17 protein-coding genes are annotated in these 19,132 nt (G+C 31.1%); 12 read left to right on the forward strand and 5 right to left on the reverse strand.

Annotated features, from left to right (window positions below):
* The first annotated feature begins 56 nt into the window (after nt 1–56).
* From rpsD to GQR92_RS16580, 11 genes are all read left to right on the forward strand, one after another.
* Complete coding sequence (gene rpsD, locus GQR92_RS16530; RefSeq protein WP_158841445.1) at nt 57–662, forward strand: 30S ribosomal protein S4; 606 nt, start codon at nt 57–59, stop codon at nt 660–662.
* A gap of 93 nt (nt 663–755) precedes the next feature.
* Nucleotides 756–1,748 (forward strand): DNA-directed RNA polymerase subunit alpha, encoded by a 993-nt coding sequence (locus GQR92_RS16535; RefSeq protein WP_158841447.1) that lies wholly within the window; start codon nt 756–758, stop codon nt 1,746–1,748.
* Between the two features lie 60 nt (nt 1,749–1,808).
* Complete coding sequence (rplQ, locus tag GQR92_RS16540; protein ID WP_158841449.1) at nt 1,809–2,282, forward strand: 50S ribosomal protein L17; 474 nt, start codon at nt 1,809–1,811, stop codon at nt 2,280–2,282.
* Between the two features lie 93 nt (nt 2,283–2,375).
* Nucleotides 2,376–3,494: a glutamine-hydrolyzing carbamoyl-phosphate synthase small subunit gene (gene carA, locus GQR92_RS16545; protein ID WP_158841451.1), complete on the forward strand. Its 1,119-nt coding sequence runs from the start codon at nt 2,376–2,378 to the stop codon at nt 3,492–3,494.
* Between the two features lie 274 nt (nt 3,495–3,768).
* The gene (eno, locus tag GQR92_RS16550) at nt 3,769–5,058 is read left to right on the forward strand and encodes a phosphopyruvate hydratase (RefSeq protein ID WP_158841453.1); all 1,290 of its coding nucleotides are present in this window, start codon (nt 3,769–3,771) and stop codon (nt 5,056–5,058) included.
* 177 nt (nt 5,059–5,235) lie between these two features.
* Complete coding sequence (locus tag GQR92_RS16555; protein ID WP_158841455.1) at nt 5,236–6,522, forward strand: citrate synthase; 1,287 nt, start codon at nt 5,236–5,238, stop codon at nt 6,520–6,522.
* A 63-nt stretch (nt 6,523–6,585) separates the two neighbouring features.
* Nucleotides 6,586–7,500 (forward strand): dimethylarginine dimethylaminohydrolase family protein, encoded by a 915-nt coding sequence (locus GQR92_RS16560; protein ID WP_158841457.1) that lies wholly within the window; start codon nt 6,586–6,588, stop codon nt 7,498–7,500.
* A gap of 101 nt (nt 7,501–7,601) precedes the next feature.
* On the forward strand, nt 7,602–8,045 hold the full coding sequence (locus tag GQR92_RS16565; RefSeq protein ID WP_158841459.1) for a hypothetical protein: 444 nt from the start codon (nt 7,602–7,604) through the stop codon (nt 8,043–8,045).
* Between the two features lie 333 nt (nt 8,046–8,378).
* Nucleotides 8,379–10,472, forward strand: a complete 2,094-nt coding sequence (locus GQR92_RS16570; RefSeq protein WP_158841461.1) for an HAD-IIB family hydrolase — start codon at nt 8,379–8,381, stop codon at nt 10,470–10,472.
* Between the two features lie 4 nt (nt 10,473–10,476).
* Entirely contained in the window at nt 10,477–11,751 is a 1,275-nt protein-coding gene (locus GQR92_RS16575) for a glycosyltransferase (RefSeq protein ID WP_158841463.1), read from the forward strand.
* Nucleotides 11,752–11,754: 3 nt separating this feature from the next.
* The gene (locus tag GQR92_RS16580; RefSeq protein ID WP_158841465.1) at nt 11,755–12,636 is read left to right on the forward strand and encodes a carbohydrate kinase family protein; all 882 of its coding nucleotides are present in this window, start codon (nt 11,755–11,757) and stop codon (nt 12,634–12,636) included.
* A 15-nt stretch (nt 12,637–12,651) separates the two neighbouring features.
* On the opposite strand, the gene GQR92_RS16585 is transcribed toward GQR92_RS16580, so the two are convergent.
* The 5 genes from GQR92_RS16585 to GQR92_RS16605 all read right to left on the reverse strand — a co-directional run bounded on the left by GQR92_RS16585 (nt 12,652) and on the right by GQR92_RS16605 (nt 18,031).
* The gene (locus GQR92_RS16585) at nt 12,652–14,019 is read right to left on the reverse strand and encodes a M28 family peptidase (protein ID WP_199269153.1); all 1,368 of its coding nucleotides are present in this window, start codon (nt 14,017–14,019) and stop codon (nt 12,652–12,654) included.
* A 143-nt stretch (nt 14,020–14,162) separates the two neighbouring features.
* On the reverse strand, nt 14,163–15,113 hold the full coding sequence (locus GQR92_RS16590; protein ID WP_158841467.1) for a succinylglutamate desuccinylase/aspartoacylase family protein: 951 nt from the start codon (nt 15,111–15,113) through the stop codon (nt 14,163–14,165).
* The gene (gene rimK / locus GQR92_RS16595; protein WP_158841469.1) at nt 15,103–15,978 is read right to left on the reverse strand and encodes a 30S ribosomal protein S6--L-glutamate ligase; all 876 of its coding nucleotides are present in this window, start codon (nt 15,976–15,978) and stop codon (nt 15,103–15,105) included. Before rimK ends, GQR92_RS16590 begins: the two co-directional genes overlap by 11 nt.
* Nucleotides 15,978–16,415: an ATP-dependent zinc protease family protein gene (locus GQR92_RS16600; protein ID WP_158841484.1), complete on the reverse strand. Its 438-nt coding sequence runs from the start codon at nt 16,413–16,415 to the stop codon at nt 15,978–15,980. Before GQR92_RS16600 ends, rimK begins: the two co-directional genes overlap by 1 nt.
* A gap of 59 nt (nt 16,416–16,474) precedes the next feature.
* Entirely contained in the window at nt 16,475–18,031 is a 1,557-nt protein-coding gene (locus GQR92_RS16605; RefSeq protein ID WP_158841486.1) for an NAD(P)/FAD-dependent oxidoreductase, read from the reverse strand.
* 184 nt (nt 18,032–18,215) lie between these two features.
* Here GQR92_RS16605 and GQR92_RS16610 point away from each other — a divergent pair, with 184 nt between their 5' ends.
* A complete protein-coding gene (locus GQR92_RS16610; RefSeq protein ID WP_158841488.1) occupies nt 18,216–19,073 on the forward strand; it encodes a PPK2 family polyphosphate kinase in 858 nt (285 codons plus the stop codon).
* Nucleotides 19,074–19,132: the final 59 nt, after the last annotated feature.

The following is a 19,132-nucleotide window of genomic DNA, read 5'->3' on the forward strand; positions in this document are numbered from 1 at the left end:
AGATTATCGAAGGAGTAAGCCTTAATTCATAATCCCTATCTATAACAACAAAAGAAATGGCAAGATATACAGGACCAAAAACTAAAATTGCTCGTAAGTTTGGTGAAGCAATCTTTGGAGAAGATAAAAACTTCGAAAAAAGAAATTTCCCTCCAGGACAACACGGTAATGCAAGAAGAAGAGGAAAAAAATCTGAATATGCAACTCAATTAATGGAGAAGCAAAAAGCAAAATATACTTATGGTATTTTAGAGCGTCAATTCAGTAACTTGTTTAAACAAGCACAATCTGCTTCTGGAATTACAGGTGAAATCTTATTACAATTATGTGAATCTCGTTTAGATAACGTTGTTTACAGAATGGGAGTTTCTAACTCAAGAAGTGGAGCTCGTCAATTAGTTTCTCATAGACACATTACTGTTAACGGTGAAATCGTTAATATTCCTTCTTATAGTTTAAATGAAGGTGATGTAGTTGCAGTAAGAGAGAAATCTAAATCTTTGGTAGCTATTGAGAATGCATTAGCTTCTAACAGCAATGTTTTTGAATGGTTAACTTGGAATACAGATACTAAAACTGGAACTTTTGTTAAAGTACCAGAAAGATTACAAATTCCAGAAAACATCAAAGAACAATTAATCGTAGAATTATATTCTAAGTAATAAATTAATCATATTGAGATTCAGCCAAAGGGTATATAAGTATTTCTTCACACTTATATACCGCGCAACTGAATAACAATTAAAACGAAGAACATGGCAATTTTAAATTTTCAAAAGCCCGATAAAGTAATAATGATTGAATCTACAGATTTTACAGGTAGATTTGAATTTAGACCTTTAGAACCAGGTTTTGGTTTAACAATAGGAAATGCTTTAAGAAGAGTACTTTTATCTTCTTTAGAAGGATTTGCAATTACATCATTAAGAATTGATGGTGTAGAACATGAATTTTCTACTGTCTCAGGAGTTGTAGAAGATGTTACAGAAATTATCTTAAACTTAAAACAAGTTCGTTTTAAGAAACAAATAGATGAAACTGATAGAGAAACTGTTTCTATATCATTATCTGGTCAAGAGCAGTTTACTGCTGGAGATTTACAGAAATTTATCTCTGGTTTTCAAGTATTGAATCCAGATTTAGTAATCTGTAATATGGATAAATCTGTAAAGTTAAATGCTGAAATTACCATAGAAAAAGGTAGAGGATTTGTGCCTGCAGAAGAAAATAAAAAGGCTTCAGCACCAATAGGTACAATTTTTACTGATTCTATCTACACACCAATTAAGAATGTAAAGTATGCAATCGAAAATTTTCGTGTAGAGCAAAAAACGGATTATGAAAAATTAGTTTTCGATATCGATACTGATGGTTCAATAAACCCAAAAGATGCATTAACTGAAGCTGCAAAAATATTAATCCACCACTTTATGTTATTCTCAGATGAGCGTATCACTTTAGAGGCAGATGAAATTGCACAAACAGAAACATATGATGAAGAATCATTACATATGCGTCAGTTATTAAAAACTAGATTAATTGATATGGATTTATCTGTAAGAGCTTTAAATTGTTTAAAGGCTGCAGAAGTTGATACATTAGGAGATTTAGTTTCTTTTAACAAAAGTGATTTAATGAAATTTAGAAACTTTGGTAAAAAATCATTAACAGAACTAGAAGAATTAGTTATTGTTAAAGGTTTAAGTTTTGGAATGGATTTAACAAAATACAAATTAGATAGAGATTAATTTTTCATATTTTGCTCCTCATAATGAGTAGATGCAAGATGAAATTATAAAACAAAGGTCATGAGACACGGAAAAAAGCATAATCATTTAGGAAGAACAACTTCGCACAGAAAAGCGATGTTAGCTAATATGACTTGTTCTTTAATAGAACATAAACGTATTAACACAACAGTGGCAAAAGCAAAAGCATTAAGAGTTTTTGCAGAACCATTAATAACAAAGTCTAAAAGTGATACTACTCACAACAGACGTGTTGTTTTTTCTCACTTACGTGATAAATATGCTGTTACAGAATTATTTAAGGAGATTTCTGTAAAAGTAGCAGATAGACCAGGAGGTTACCTTCGTATTATCAAATTAGGAAACCGTCAGGGAGATAATGCTCCTATGGCAATGGTAGAATTAGTTGATTACAACGAAATTTACAATCCTAATGGTAAAAAAGCAAAGAAAACTACTCGTAGAGGAAGAAGCAAGAAAGCAGATGCGCCACAAGTAGAAGGAAATGCAACAGAAGAAAAATCTGAAGAATAAAAAATGAAAATTTTTTAAATCATATTAAAGGGATAAGCGTTTACGTTTATCCCTTTTTTTATATTTTTGCATTAAGAAACACAACAACTATCAATGAAATATCAAACACGAAAAAAGGCGCTAGTTTTATTAGCAGATGGAACAATTTTTTATGGGAAATCTGTTGGTATAGAAGGAACTTCTACAGGAGAAATCTGTTTTAATACAGGTATGACAGGTTATCAAGAAATATTTACGGATCCATCTTATTTTGGTCAGTTAATGGTGGCAACGAATGCTCATATTGGTAACTATGGCGTAAATGATGAAGAAGTAGAATCTGATGGAATAAAAATTTCAGGATTAATTTGTAGAAATTTTAGTTTTACACATTCTAGAGTAGATTCTAACGGAAATTTAAAAGATTGGTTTACAAAACATAATTTGGTAGCAATTTCTGATGTTGATACTCGTGCATTAGTTGCTTATATTAGAGATAATGGAGCAATGAATGCAATTATATCTACAGATGTTGATAATATTGATTCATTAAAAGAACAATTAGCCAAAGTACCTAGTATGGAAGGTTTAGAATTGGCTTCGAAAGTATCTACTAAAGAACCTTATTTTGTAGGTGATGAAAATTCTGAAATAAAGATATCTGCTTTAGATATTGGAATCAAAAAAAATATATTAAGAAATTTTGTAAAAAGAGGAGCTTATGTAAAAGTGTTCCCTTTTAATGCAAGTTTTGAAGATTTGGCATCTTTTAATCCAGATGGTTATTTTATTTCTAATGGACCTGGTGATCCAGAACCACTAGTAGAGGCTCAAGAAGTAGCAAAGGAAATCATCAAAAGAAATTTACCTTTATTTGGTATCTGTTTAGGGCATCAAGTTATTGCTTTGGCTAACGGAATTTCTACTTATAAAATGCATAATGGTCATAGAGGAATCAATCATCCTGTTAAAAATTTATTGACAGGCAAAGGTGAGATTACTTCTCAAAACCATGGTTTTGCTATTAATAGAGAGGAAACTGAAGCAAATGAAAATGTTGAAATAACACATGTTCATTTAAATGATAATACAGTTGCTGGTATACGTATGAAAGACAAAAATGTGTTTTCTGTACAATATCATCCAGAAGCAAGTCCTGGACCTCATGATGCTGAGTACTTATTTGATCAATTTATTGTGAATATTAAAGACGCTAAAAAAGTTTTGTCTTAACTTAAAAGTTATCCGTCGAAACTTTATTGTTTTTCATCAAATAATAAAATATTGATGACTTTTAAATACTATTTTTGAAGTGTGATGTAATAATCACAATCTTTTTCATAGCAATTTTCCCACTCATTTTATGAGTGGGTTTTTTTATTTTATTTAAAATAATTTTAGCAAACGTTTTCGTAATTAATTAGGTACAAATTATTAAATGCTTTAGACATTTCGTAATTTAGCCACAGCAAGTATAAGATTTTAAAATAATTAAATAATAAATAAAATGAGCATTATAATTAGCGTTCACGCACGTCAAATTTTTGATTCAAGAGGTAACCCAACAGTAGAAGTAGATGTAACTACAGAAAATGGTTTTTTAGGAAGAGCAGCAGTTCCTTCTGGAGCATCTACTGGAGAGCACGAAGCAGTAGAATTACGTGATGGTGGTAAAGATTACATGGGTAAAGGTGTTTTAAAAGCCGTTTCTAATGTAAACAACATTATTGCAGCTGAGTTGTTAGGTACATCTGTTTTTGAACAAAATGCTATCGATCAATTAATGATAGATTTAGATGGAACTCCAAACAAATCTAAATTAGGAGCGAATGCTATTTTAGGCGTTTCTTTAGCTGCTGCAAAAGCTGCTGCTAATGAATTAGGAATGCCTTTATATAGATATGTAGGTGGTGTATCTGCAAATACTTTACCATTACCAATGATGAATATCATTAATGGTGGTTCTCATTCAGATGCTCCGATTGCATTTCAAGAATTTATGATTATGCCCGTTAAGGCAAAAACTTTTACTGAAGCTTTAAAAATGGGATCTGAAATTTTCCATAACTTAAAGAAAGTTTTACATGATAGAGGTTTATCTACAGCTGTTGGTGATGAAGGAGGTTTTGCTCCAAATTTAGCAGGTGGTACAGAAGATGCTTTAGAAACTATTGCTTTGGCAGTTAAAAATGCTGGTTATGTCTTTGGAGAAGAAATCAAAATAGCTTTAGATTGTGCTGCTGCAGAATTTTATGTTGATGGTAAATACGATTACACTAAATTTGAAGGAGATAAAGGTGTTATCCGTACTAGTAAAGAACAAGCAGATTACTTAGCTGAATTAGCAGGTAAATATCCTATTATTTCTATTGAAGATGGAATGGATGAAAATGACTGGGATGGTACAAAATACCTTACTGAATTAATTGGAGATAAAGTTCAATTAGTTGGTGATGATTTATTTGTTACTAATGTAGAGCGTTTGGCAAAAGGAATTGAAAATGGAATAGCAAATTCTATTTTAATCAAAGTAAACCAAATTGGAAGTTTAACTGAAACTATTGCAGCTGTAAACATGGCTAAAAATGCAGGTTATACTTCTGTAATGTCTCATAGATCTGGCGAAACAGAAGATAATACTATTGCAGATTTAGCGGTAGCATTAAACTGTGGACAAATTAAAACTGGTTCTGCTTCTCGTTCAGATAGAATGGCTAAATACAACCAATTATTACGTATTGAAGAAGAATTAGGAGCAACTGCTTATTTTCCAGGTGAAAAAGCATTTAACCTATAAGAACATTTTTTTTAAATAGAATACAACCTCATAAGAAATTATGAGGTTTTTTTTATGGAAATTTCAGATAAGTTATTGTTATTTTAAAATTTCTAAAATCTATGAGTACAACCTTTTAAAATGTTTTAAAATTTGGTATCTTCGTGAAACTAAATAAATCAAAAAAATAACCGGTAGATGTCAGATACAGCAAAATTACAGATTGGAGACAATTCTTATGAGTTTCCACTTGTAAAAGGAACAGAAAATGAAGTTGCTATAAATATAAAAACTCTTAGGAGTGCGACTAATGGAGTAATAACAATAGATCCTGGTTATAAGAATACAGGTTCTTGTGAAAGTGCTATTACTTTTTTAGATGGTGAAAAAGGAGTTCTGAGATATAGGGGTTATTCGATTGAAGAATTGGCTGAAAAAGCAGATTTTTTAGAAGTTTCTTATGCTTTAATCTTTGGAAATTTACCAAATAAAGAACAATTAGAAAAATTTCATAATGATATTAGAGACCATTCTTTAGTTGATGATGATGTTAGAAAGATTTTAGAAGCTTTTCCTAAGACTGCACATCCAATGGGAGTGTTATCTTCTTTAACAAGTGCTTTGACGGCTTTTAACCCTTCTTCTGTAAATGTTGAATCTAGAGAAGATATGTACAATGCAATTGTGCGTATTATGGCTAAATTTCCTGTTTTAGTAGCTTGGACTATGCGTAAGCAAAAAGGAATGCACTTAAATTACGGCAAAAAATCTTTAGGATATGTAGAGAATTTGATGTTTATGATGTTTAAGCAACCAAATGAAGATTTTGTAATTAACCCGATTGTTAAAGATGCCTTAGATAAATTATTAATTTTACATGCAGATCATGAGCAAAACTGTTCTACTTCTACAGTTAGAATTGTAGGTTCTTCTCATGCTGGTTTATTTGCCTCTCTTTCTGCTGGTATTTCTGCACTTTGGGGACCATTACATGGTGGTGCAAACCAAGCTGTTTTAGAAATGTTAGAAGCTATTAGAGCTGATGGTGGTGATACCAAAAAATACATGGAAAAAGCAAAAGATAAAAATGATTCTTTCCGTTTAATGGGATTTGGACATAGAGTTTATAAAAACTTCGATCCAAGAGCTAAAATTATTAAAGCAGCTGCAGATGAACTTTTAAATGATTTAGGTGTTAAAGATCCTATTTTAGAAATAGCAAGAAGTTTAGAGCAAGAAGCATTAAAAGATCCTTATTTTGTAGAAAGAAAACTTTATCCAAACGTAGATTTCTATTCAGGTATCATTTATAGAGCTATGGGAATACCTACAGAAATGTTTACAGTAATGTTTGCTTTAGGTCGTTTACCAGGTTGGATTGCTCAATGGAAAGAAATGCGTCTTAATAAAGAACCAATAGGTAGACCACGTCAAATTTATGTTGGAGAGAATTACAGACCATTTATTGGCATAGAGAAAAGATAATAATTATTACATTTACAAAAACAAAGCTTCATATTTTATGAAGCTTTTTTTATCCCTTTATATATGTTAAAACTTAATATTATAAACGAAACATCAAGGTTAAGAACCGTAATTTTAGGTATAGCAAATAGTAACGGAGGTATTCCTAAAGTAGAAAATTGCTATGACCCTAAAAGTATAGAGCATGTTTTAGCAGGTACATATCCAAAAGAATCTGCAATGGTTTTAGAAATAGAAGCCGTAGCTAATATTTTAAAAAAATATGATGTTAAAGTATTTAGACCAGACGTAATAGAAAATTATAATCAGATTTTTACAAGAGATATTGCTTTTGTTATAGAAGACATATTTATCGAAGCAAATATTCTTCCAGATAGAGAGAAAGAGTATAAAGCCATTGATAAAGTAATTACTCAAATAGACTCAAATAAGGTGGTTGTTTTACCTAAAGAGTGTCATGTAGAAGGAGGTGATGTAATGCCCTGGAATGATTATATTTTTATTGGTACTTATTCTGGAAGTGATTATGCAGATTATATTACGGCACGCACAAATATAGATGCAGTAATTGCACTACAAGAATTATTTCCTCATAAAAAGGTCAAATCTTTTGAATTAAGAAAATCAAATACCGATGCAAAAGACAATGCGTTACATTTAGATTGTTGTTTTCAGCCGATAGGAAAAGACAAAGCAATTCTTCATAAAAATGGTTTTTTAGTTGAAAGCGAATATGAATGGTTAGTCAATTACTTCGGAAAAGAAAATGTTTTCGAAATAACAAAAGAAGAAATGTATAGTATGAATAGTAATGTTTTTTCAATATCTGAAGAAGTCATTATTTCTGAAAAAAACTTTACAAGATTAAATACTTGGTTAAGGCAGAATGGTTTTACAGTAGAAGAAGTTCCTTATTCGGAGATAGCGAAACAAGAAGGGTTGTTACGTTGTTCTACAATGCCTTTGATAAGAGATTAAAGAACTAGCGTAAAATTATTTTATAATTATGGTAGGGTAAATAGATTTATAGTTGTTTTACTAATAAGAATAACAATCTGTTCACTATTAAAACTATTATTATGAAAGCAATTAAATCAATTTTTACAATAATTATATTTATTTCAGCTAGTTTCATTTCTGCTCAAGACTCAGAAAAAATGTCTAAAGAAGAAATGAGAAATTATTATAAAGTAAGAGCTAAAGAAGATGCTAAGTTTGAACAAGATTTTAAAGCAGCTTCAAAAGCTGATGAAAAGAAGTTTTGGAAAGAACAAAAAGAATACGAAAAAGGATTAGAAGAAAGAGATCACGTTGCCTATAATGCTTATATGCAAGGAAAAAAAGATGCTTATTCAGAACATTATGAGCATTGTAATAATCATTGTGAGCATAGTAGACACTATCATTATTATGCGAATTTTTATTATAATGGTTATTACAAGAATGAAAGAAGGCATTATAAGAGAACTACTAACACAAGTATTAAAATTGGTACACCAAGTGTTCGGTTAGGTCTTTTTTAATTAATTTGTAAAACAAAAAAACGAGCAACTTGCTCGTTTTTTTGTTTTACAAATTAATATTGTTTCTAGTTTTCAGTATAGAAATACAATATTACAAGCAATTTAAAAGCGCACTTATAAAGACTTTTTATTTATATAATTGAAAGTAACTTTGAAGGAAAAATAAAATTATTTTCTTTTACGATTCCTTATTTAGTATTTTATGATAGCCATAATTATCACAATCATAAAAATTAAACTACAAATAACGATACTCGTCCTAACTTTTGGTTGCTCTTTAATTTTTAATTAAATTCAGTGTTATTAATGATTCTCTTTTAAAAACACAATGAAATGACCTTAAATAGCTTAAAAATTGAAAATAAAATAAAATTATTATCATTTGATATTGATAATACCTTAATTGATTTTCACACCTATAAAAGTAATTTTAAAAAAACTTGGGAAAAGTATCAAGATCAAAACGATGTAATTCTAACCTATAATACGGGACGTTTAATTGATGATGTTTTAGATTTAATAGATAAAAAAGTGCTTCCTAAACCAGATTATATTATTTCTGGTGTGGGTACTCATATTTATAATTATAAAAAAGGAGCTGTAGAAAAAGAATTCAATGATGTTTTAGATGATGGTTGGAATTTAGAAGCTGTAGAAAATATCATTCAAAAAATAACACATCCTATTAGTGATCAACCCAGTAAATTTCAACACTCATATAAAAGAAGTTATTTTTTTCATGATGCTAGTAATGAACTGATAGATGAAATAGCACAAGATTTTGCAGATGCAGATATGGATGTAAACGTGGTATATTCTGGTAACAAATTTTTAGATATTTTACCTAAATGGGCAAATAAAGGAAACGCACTACAATGGCTATTAAGAAGATTAGATTTAAAATCAGATCAGGTTTTAGTTGGGGGTGATAGTGGTAATGATTCTGCTATGTTCGATTTAAAAAATGTTTCCGGAATTGTAGTTGCCAATGCACATGATGAATTATATCTATATACAAAACATAAAAAAGTCTATCATACAGAAAAAGAAAAAGGAGATGGTATTATAGAAGGATTAATTTTCTATGAAATCTTACCAAAAGAAGCCCTTGAAAATACAAATATTGATCATTCTGAAGATTTCTTTATCAAAAAGGAATTAGACAATATTGCTTTAGAAGATGATGATGAAAAAATAGCTTTAATTCAAGAAGGTTATGTAAAAGCAATAGAAGCGTTAAGAAAAAATATTACGCCACTTGGTTTTTCAGCCTGTTCTATAAAAGACAATATTCCGAATGGTACAGATGAAAATTATCATAGTGTTTGGGCTAGAGACGGTGCCATTACAGTAATTGGTTCGCTGTCTTTAATAGATGATGAGGATATACACCAATGCCAAAGACAGACCTTAATAACTTTGCTAGAAAATATTTCTAGAAATGGACAAATCCCCGCAAATGTAAGATTAAAAGATGGTGAACCAGATTATTCTGGAGTTGGTGGTATTTGTTCTATAGATAGCGGTATTTGGGTGGTAATTGCATTTTACGAATATGTAAATGTTACTAAAGACATTCAGTTTTTAAGAAAATATATTGGAGATATAAAAGAAACCATGCGTTGGTTAGGCGCTCATGACAGTAATAATGATGCACTTTTAGAAATTCCTGAAGCAGGAGATTGGACTGATTTATTTGGTAGGAGTTATAATATTTTATATGATGAAATTCTTTGGTATCGTTCTAATGTTTGTTTCGGGCGAATGTTAGAAATGTTAGGTAATCATGAAGATGCAGGAGAATATATACGATGGTCTCAGGTGATAAAAAAAGAGATTGTACAAAATTTTTGGCCTTCTACTCAGCAAAAATTATTTCAATCGGTTTCTTTTGCCGAAAAACAATTTACTTTAGGAGATACGTCTTATTTAATAGCGCAAACAACACCTTTTGATTTTAGTTGGCGTTGTGATGTTTTAGGAAATGTTTTAGCCTTTCTACATGGTACCATAGATGCAGAAAAAGCACATCAAACTTTTAAATTTATGTTAGGTGTTGGTGTAAATGATCCTTTTCCTGTTGCAAATGTATATCCTGTTGTAAGTCCTGGAGATCCAGATTGGAAACCTTATTATACTGTAAATCTGCTGAATTTACCAAATCACTATCACAATGGTGGTATTTGGCCTTTTGTTGGGGGATTTTGGGTAAAATTTGTAAATAAATTAGGCTTTAAAGATGTTGCCATTGCAGAGTTACACAAATTAGCGCTAATTAATAAAGAAGGGATTAATGAAGCGTGGGAGTTTACAGAGTGGGCACACGGAACTACTGGAAAACCTATGGGGAAAGCATATCAAGCTTGGTCTGCAGCCCAATACATCTCAGCTTGTAATGATTTAAAAATAATTAAAACTAAAAACTAAAAATATGAAATCAATATTAATGATCTCTTTACACGGATATGTGGCAGCAAATGCTGAATTAGGAAAACCAGATACAGGAGGTCAAGTAGTTTATGTATTAGAATTAGCAGATAGATTTAGTCGATTAGGTAAACGTGTAGATTTGGTAACACGGCAGTTTGAAGATCAACCAGAATATGACCATGTAGATGATAATTTTAATGTGTGGAGAATTCCTTTTGGAGGTAAAAAATTCATAAGGAAAGAAGATATGCACGATCATCTTAAAAAATTTGTAACCAATACGTTGGCAGCCATAAAAAAAGAAAATAAGAAATATGATGTGGTGTATTCTCATTATTGGGATGCAGGTTGGGCAGGACAAAAAATAGCAGAAGAATTAGGTATTTGCCATGTGCATACACCACATTCTCTAGGTTGGTGGAAACAACATTCTATGGGAAGTGATATGGACGAGAAAGAAATGGAAAAAACCTATCGTTTTAAAGAACGTATTAGAAAAGAATATTTTGTGTATCAGATGTGTAATTTTGTGATTGCCACGACACTTCCGCAAGTAGATTTACTAGTGCAACAATATGATGTATTATCTAGAAATTGTAGCATGATTCCTCCAGGAATTGATGAAAATAGGTTTTTCCCAGTTCCGTCAAAAGAAAATGATAAAATCCGATTAAAATACGATATCAAACCAACCGATATTTTAGCGTTGGGCAGGATGGCGCATAATAAGGGGTATGATTTGTTATTGCATGCACTACCTACTGTTTTTGAGTTGTGTCCGGAAGCTAGATTAGTAGCTGCTATTGGTGGAGATTCTCAGCAAGATAGAGACGGAATTGAAACTTTAAAAGTATTAGCTAAGGAACTAGGAGTTATGGATAAAATTAAATGGAAAAATTACATTGCTGATGAAGATTTAGCAAACGTATACAGATCTGCAAGTATTTTTGTAATGCCTTCTAGATATGAGCCTTTTGGTATGGTTGCTATTGAAGCTATGGCTTGTGGAACACCGAGTGTAATAACGGTTCATGGTGGTTTGTGTGATTTAATTGATTTTGGAAATCAGGCTTTATTTGCAGATCCACACAGGCCAAAAGAATTTGGCGCAATGATGGCAATGCCGCTGTTGTATCCTAAATTAAGAAACGAAATGTCTGTAGAAGGTGCACGTTTTGCACGAAGAAATTTTGGTTGGACAGGAATAGCAAAAAGGATGTTATCAATTTTTGCAAGTTCAATTAATCAAAGAACATCAGAAACTAATATTTATTAAAGTATGTCTAAAATTGTATGTTTTGGTGAAGTTTTATGGGATGTTTTTCCTAATCATAAAAAAATAGGAGGAGCCCCTTTAAATGTTGCCGTTCGTTTAAAATCTTTTAACAATGATGTTGCCATGATTAGTGCTATTGGTAATGATGTTTTAGGTAAAACAATTTTAAAATACATCAATGATTTAAAAATAAATACAGAAGCTGTTGAAGTTTTAGAAGATTTTAATACAGGAGAAGTTGTCGTAACGTTAAACAAAAAAGGTGCAGCAACTTATAAAATTGTGCATCCGAAAGCTTGGGATAAAATTCTATTTACAGCAAAATCATCAGAATTGGTAAAACAAGCTGATGCTTTTGTTTTTGGAAGTTTAATAACTAGAGATGCTGTTTCTAAAAACACGTTGTTTCAACTTTTAGATTATGCAAAATATGCTATTTTTGATGTGAATTTAAGAGCACCTTTTTATACCAAAGAAATATTGGTAGATTTAATGCAGAAAGCAAACTTCATCAAATTTAATGATGACGAATTGTATGAGATAAGTGAATTTTTAGGCTCTCCGTTTCATAATTTAGAACAAAACATCCATTTTATAGCAGAAAAAACTAAAACAGCACATATATGTGTTACCAAAGGAGAACATGGTGCTGTTTTATTATATGATCATCAGTTGTATTATAACAGTGGTTATAAAATTAAAGTAAAAGATACTGTTGGATCTGGAGATTCTTTTTTAGCATCATTAATAAGTAAATTAATAAATGGATCAGCACCACAAAAAGCAATTGATTTTGCTTGTGCAGTTGGTGCATTAGTAGCACAAAATGAAGGAGCAAATCCTATTTTAACAGAAAAAGAAATTGCTGATTTTAGTTGCTTGTAATTTTAATTTTTAGAACTATCTCCAAATTTTATTTGGAAAAACAACTACACTTTCATGATCGTTTTCGCCAACAGCAGCAACACCAAAAAAGAAATTATCTATTACAATTCCATCTAAAGTAAACTCGGTAGTTTCTACGTATCTAGAATGATCCCAAGTAGGAGAAGTAGTATCTCTCCAGTAAATTTTATATCCTTTTGCACCATCAACTTTATTCCATTTTAACTTTACAGATGCTTGTACAATACCTCCAATAGCTACTTCTTTTGGAGCTTCTGGAGCCCACGCTAAATTGGCCATTGTTATAGCGTTAACGGCAGTTAATTTTTTTGCATACTCAAAATTTACATGCTCAAAAGTATCTCCGTATTTTATACCGTTTTCGGTTCTAATGTCTTGATGTTGTTGTGTATAATTTTCATGTGCTTCCATAATTCTAATTCCAGCAAAGCCTAAATCGTTAAAAGGCCTGTGATGTCCTCCACGTCCAAATCTATCCAATCTATAAATCATCATCGGATTCATTTCTGGCATATAGGTTTTTACATTTTTGTGAATATATCTAGCCAACTGTCTCGAAATTCCATCTACTTCACCACCATAAAACCTGCGCATTTTACGTTGGGTTTCTGTTTCGTTTGCAGGTACAGGTTCCGAGAAAATTCTAAAACTACGATTGTCAATAACACCATCTACACCTGTAATATTACCAATCATATCGTTGTTTAAAACTCCAATAATATCCCAACCATTTTCTTTTGCATATTTTGCCAAACCTGCTCCACCAAACAAGCCTTGTTCTTCACCAGAAAGACCAACATAAACAATACTGCTTTCAAATTGATATTTACTTAATACTCTTGCAGCCTCAATTGTACCTGCCATTCCAGAAGCATTGTCATTTGCACCAGGAGCGTCTGTTGTAAAATCCATTGTATCACTTGCTCTAGAATCGATATCACCACTCATAATAATATACTTGTTCGGGTATTTTGTTCCTTTTTGAATGGCTACAACATTAACCACCCAAGCATCATGAGGAACTCTTCTATTTCCTTTTTTAGTTACAAAATCCTTTTGATAAAAAGTGTTGATACAATTGTTGCAATTATTTGATATTGCATCAAATTCAGATTTTATCCAACGTCTTGCAGCTCCAATACCTCGAGTTGTAGAAATTGTATCAGAAAAAGTATTTCTTGTGCCAAACTCGGTTAATGTTTTTATATCAGCTTTAATGTTATCTGCAGAAATAGTATTTATAATATCGTAAATTTTTTGATCCGTTTGGGCGGAAATTGACAGGGTAATAAATAAAAAAAGGAGTGTAGTTTTTCTTATAATTTTATTAATTACAATACTAGGAAGAAATTTGGATAACATCTATTAAATTTTTTGCTCTAATATACAGCCTTTTTAAAAATAAGAAACCATATCAATAAAAATGATATGGTTTTAACTTTTTCTTTAGTAAAGGTTTATTACTTGTTTTTTCTATTATAAATTTAAGCAGAAGAATACTCTTATTATTCCTCGATACTCACATGAAATAAAGCATCACCTTTATTTACAATAGGTGTTTTATTGATACAGAAAATATGACAATCAAATGGTGCGTACACCTTCTTTTTAAATTCACCAAAAGGATCTTGAATAACGCCTAAAACTTCTTTCTTTTTTACAAAACTTCCGTTTGCAACTCTAATTTTAAACATTCCAGAATCTAAGGCTCTTATCCATTTTGCTTTATGTACAAAAATTGGTGTTGCTCTAACGGTGATTTCTCCTTCAATTAAACCTAAACGAATTAACACGTTTTTAGTTCCGTTTACACCTTCGTTAATAATAGTAGGGTTTAGTTCTTTCGTTTTTCCTCCTTCAAAAAGTAAAACCGTTTTGCCCATTTTATGTAACGTATCTCTCAAAGATTTTTTAATGTTTTCAGAGAAAACAATCATTGGTGGGTTAAAAACCTTGGCCAATTCTAACGCTTTTTCATCTTCTTCACTACATCTTATCTGTGCAATATTATCACGATCTCCTCCTCCAGTATGAAAATCAATAACATAATCTACAATCGGAGCAATTTCTTTTGTAAATTGAAAGGCAAATTGGCTGGCTAAAGAACCACTTGCAGACCCAGGAAACATTCTATTTAAATCACGTCCGTCAGGAAATTCTCTAGTCTGAATTAAATACCCAAAAATATTAAAAACAGGAATGCAAATAATGGTTCCGTTTTTTGGTTTATTAATCTTTAAATTGATAATTTCTCTAATAATTCCAACACCATTTGTTTCGTCACCATGTATACCCGCTAGTAATAAAACAACAGGCCCAGGGTTCTGAGAACGTTCTATAATTATGGGAACTTTTACGGTAGTTCTTGTATGTAACTTTGCTACCTCTAAATCTAAAACGGTGCGTTTTCCTAAAGGAATTACTTTTCCTAAAAGGATAAAAGGCTTATTCGACATGAATTTCTAAATAACGAATGATTTCTTTTGCAATATTTTTACCTGTAGCTACTTCAATACCTTCTAAACCGGGAGATGAATTTACTTCTAAAACCAAAGGTCCTTTAGAGGATTGTAACATATCTACACCAGCAACTCCTAAGCCTAAAGCTTTGGTTGCTTTTAAAGCAGTTTTTTCTTCTTCGTCTGTTAATTCTATAACAGTAGCATTACCACCTCTATGTAAATTAGAACGGAATTCGCCTTCTTTACCTTGTCGTTTCATGGCACCAACCACTTTTCCATCAACAACAAAAGCTCTAATATCTGCACCACCAGCTTCTTTAATAAATTCTTGCGCAATTACTCTTGCACCTAAACCATTAAAAGCTTCTAAAACAGAAGTTGCAGCGTTCTTAGTTTCTGCTAAAACAACCCCTAAACCTTGTGTTCCTTCCAATAATTTTAAAATTAATGGAGCTCCACCTACAGATTCTACTACATGTTCTACATCTTTAGTATAATTAGCAAAAACCGTTTTTGGTAAACCAACACCTGCTCTTGCTAAAATTTGTAAACTGCTTAATTTGTCTCTAGATTTTACTAAGGCCTGAGAAGAAACGGCAGAAAATACTTTCATCATTTCAAATTGACGAATAACTGCGGTTCCATAAAAAGTTACAGAAGCTCCAATTCTAGGTATAATAGCATCGATATTTTCGATGTATTCACCTTTGTAAAATATTTTTGGTGATCTTCTTTCAATTTCAATGTTACATTTTAAATGGTCTACAACCATTACTTCATGACCTCTTTTTTCAGCAGCTTCGACCAATCTTCTAGTTGAATACAATTTTGGATTTCTAGATAGAATTACAATTCTCATTACTTTTTGTTTTTTAATTTGTGTGATAAATCTTTCATCGTTGTATCTATCAAAAATTTATGATTTAAAAATTTTCTTCCCAATAATACGGGAAAAGTCATGTCTTTACGTTCACTTAATGTTAAATGAATAGGAAAAGATTTGTTAAAAATTACGATTTCAGTTTCTATTAAGAATCTTTCTTCTGAAATACCATTAGAGCTTTTAACCAATTTAGAAGCATATTTTTTAGTGGAAAACTCTTTGTTGTTATAAAAAGGGTGTTCAGGATCTAATAATGTAAATCTAATAAATTTTTCAGTATCTACAGTAATTTCTTCAATGTTTGAACAATGAATTGATGACGTATAAGCTCCAGAATCAATTTTCACATCAATATCTTCTAAAATTAATTCAGGGAAATCAGCTTTGTCTATTCTGCCAATTGTAATTTTCATTCGTAAAATATATTAAGAAGTAAAATTACAGATACTTATTCATTAAAAAAGAAAAAGTTTTAAAATTTTGCAATTGCCGCTTCTGCACAACGTTCTCCGTCCATTGCAGCAGAAACAATTCCGCCTGCATAACCACCACCTTCGCCACAAGGAAACAAACCTTCTATTTCTGTATGTTCTAAATTTTCTTTTCTAGGGATGTTTACGGGTGATGAAGTTCTAGATTCTACACCAATAATATTAGCTTCATTGGTATAATAACCATGCATTTTTTGTCCGAATGCAGCAAAACCTTTTCGCAATCTACCACCAATAATTTTTGGTAATAAAGAATGCAAAGGCGCAGATTTTAGTCCGGGTTGATATGAGCAATCATTTAAATCGTTAGAAAGTCTACCATCAACAAAATCTACCAATCTTTGTGCAGGAGCGGTTTGTGTTCTTCCGCCTGCAAAAAAGGCTATTTTTTCTAAATCTTTCTGAAACTCTAATCCTTTAAGCGCTCCAAATTCTTCGTATTTTTTAAAATCTTTATCAATATCTAATTCAACAACAATTCCAGAATTTGCAAATCGGTTATTTCTACGAGAAGGCGACATTCCGTTTACAACAACTTCTCCGTTTGCTGTGGCTGCTGGTACAATAAACCCCCCAGGACACATACAAAAAGAATACACACCTCTGTTATTTACTTGATGCACCAAACTATACGCAGCAGCAGGTAACAATTCATCTCTTTCGCCAGCACAATGATATTGAATCTGGTCTATAATTTCTTGTGGATGCTCTACACGAACGCCCATAGCAAATGACTTTGCTTTTAATGCAATTTCTTTTTTATGTAGCAATTCATAAATATCTCTTGCAGAATGACCTGTTGCCAAAATAACCGAGTTAACAGCCATTTCTGTTCCATTCTTTAATTGAATTGCTTGTAGTTTATTATTTTTTATCGTAAAATCTGTAACACGAGTTTCAAAATGAATTTCGCCTCCGTATTTTATAATATTATCACGAATATTTTCTATAATCTTAGGTAATTTATTGGTTCCGATATGAGGATGTGCATCTACCAAAATTTGCTCTGTTGCTCCGTGATAGACTAGGTTTTCAAAAATTCTACGAACGTCACCACGTTTTAAAGAACGGGTATATAGTTTACCATCAGAATACGTACCTGCACCACCTTCTCCAAAACAATAATTAGAATCTTCATTTACAAAATGATCTTGATTAATCGCTTTTAAATCTCGTCTTCTATCTTGTACATTTTTACCACGTTCTAAAACAATAGGTTTGTAACCTAATTCTATACAACGTAAAGCTGCATACATTCCTGCAGGACCAAAACCAATAATATGTATTTCTTTGGCATTAGAAACGTCTTTGTACTCAAAAATATAATCAGATTTTTCTGGTACTTTTTCATTGATATAGACAGCCACTTTGTAATTAAAAATGATGTCTTTTTTACGAGCATCTATAGATTTACGGAGTACTTTTACGGCAGAAATTTCACTTTTATCAAGGCTTAATTGTTTAGAAGCTTTGTATAAAAGAATGTTTTCTTTACGTTCTTCTATTAAATTTACTCGAAGTTGAATTTCTTTTACCATGTGGCAAAAATAACAAATTTTAAAGGTTAATAAATAAATAACTTTATGCTAAAATTATGATTTAAATATTTTATTTTTTTTAAATTTAAACAAAGACTAGATTGTGAATATAATTATTAGAAAATGCGGTAAAAATTGGAGGTGAAATCATGATTTTATCTATCTTTAAAAAATATTTAAAAGGATGCTAGACAAAGGTAAATACAAAGTAAAAAATAACATTCAACTTGCTGATTTTAATACAAAAGAAGTAGTTGAAAAGGCAGATAAAAAGCTTAAAAAAATAAGAAAAAAGCTAAGTAAAATTCAGGATACCATGTATGCAGAGGGCAAATATAGTATGCTAATTTGCTTGCAAGGAATGGATACTTCTGGTAAAGACAGCTTAATTAGAGAGGTTTTTAAAGATGTAAATGCGCGTGGAGTAGAGGTTCATAGTTTTAAAGTGCCTACGGAGTTAGAATTAAAGCACGATTTTTTATGGAGGCATTATATTGCGCTACCTGCAAAAGGGAAAATTGGCGTTTTTAATAGAACACATTATGAGAATGTGTTGGTAACAAGAGTGCATCCAGAATATGTGTTTGGCGAAAATTTACCCACCATAAATACTTTAGAAGATATAAATGATGATTTTTTCCATAATAGAATGGATAGAATCAATGCTTTTGAAAAACATATTGTTGATAGTGGAACAATTGTCTTAAAATTCTTTTTAAACTTATCTAAAGGAGAGCAAAAAAATAGGTTGTTGCGTAGGTTAAATTTGCCAGCAAAGAATTGGAAGTTTTCTGCAGGAGATTTAAAAGAACGTAAACTTTGGGACAAGTATCAGTTTTGTTATCAAGATTTATTAAATAGAACTTCTAAAGAAAATGCGCCTTGGTTTGTAATTCCTGCGGATGATAAACCAACAGCAAGATTTATTTTAGCAGATATTGTATTAGAAGAATTAGAAAAATATAATTTTAAAGAGCCTTCACTTCCTGCAAAAATACAGGGTCAGGTAGCCGAATTTAAAAAACAATTAAATAACGAATAAATAATAGTTATAAAGTAGAACGTTTAAAAGTTGTAACGTTTTGGTAACAGAATTTTCAA

This window comes from Polaribacter sp. L3A8, from assembly GCF_009796785.1.
Lineage (GTDB): Bacteria > Bacteroidota > Bacteroidia > Flavobacteriales > Flavobacteriaceae > Polaribacter.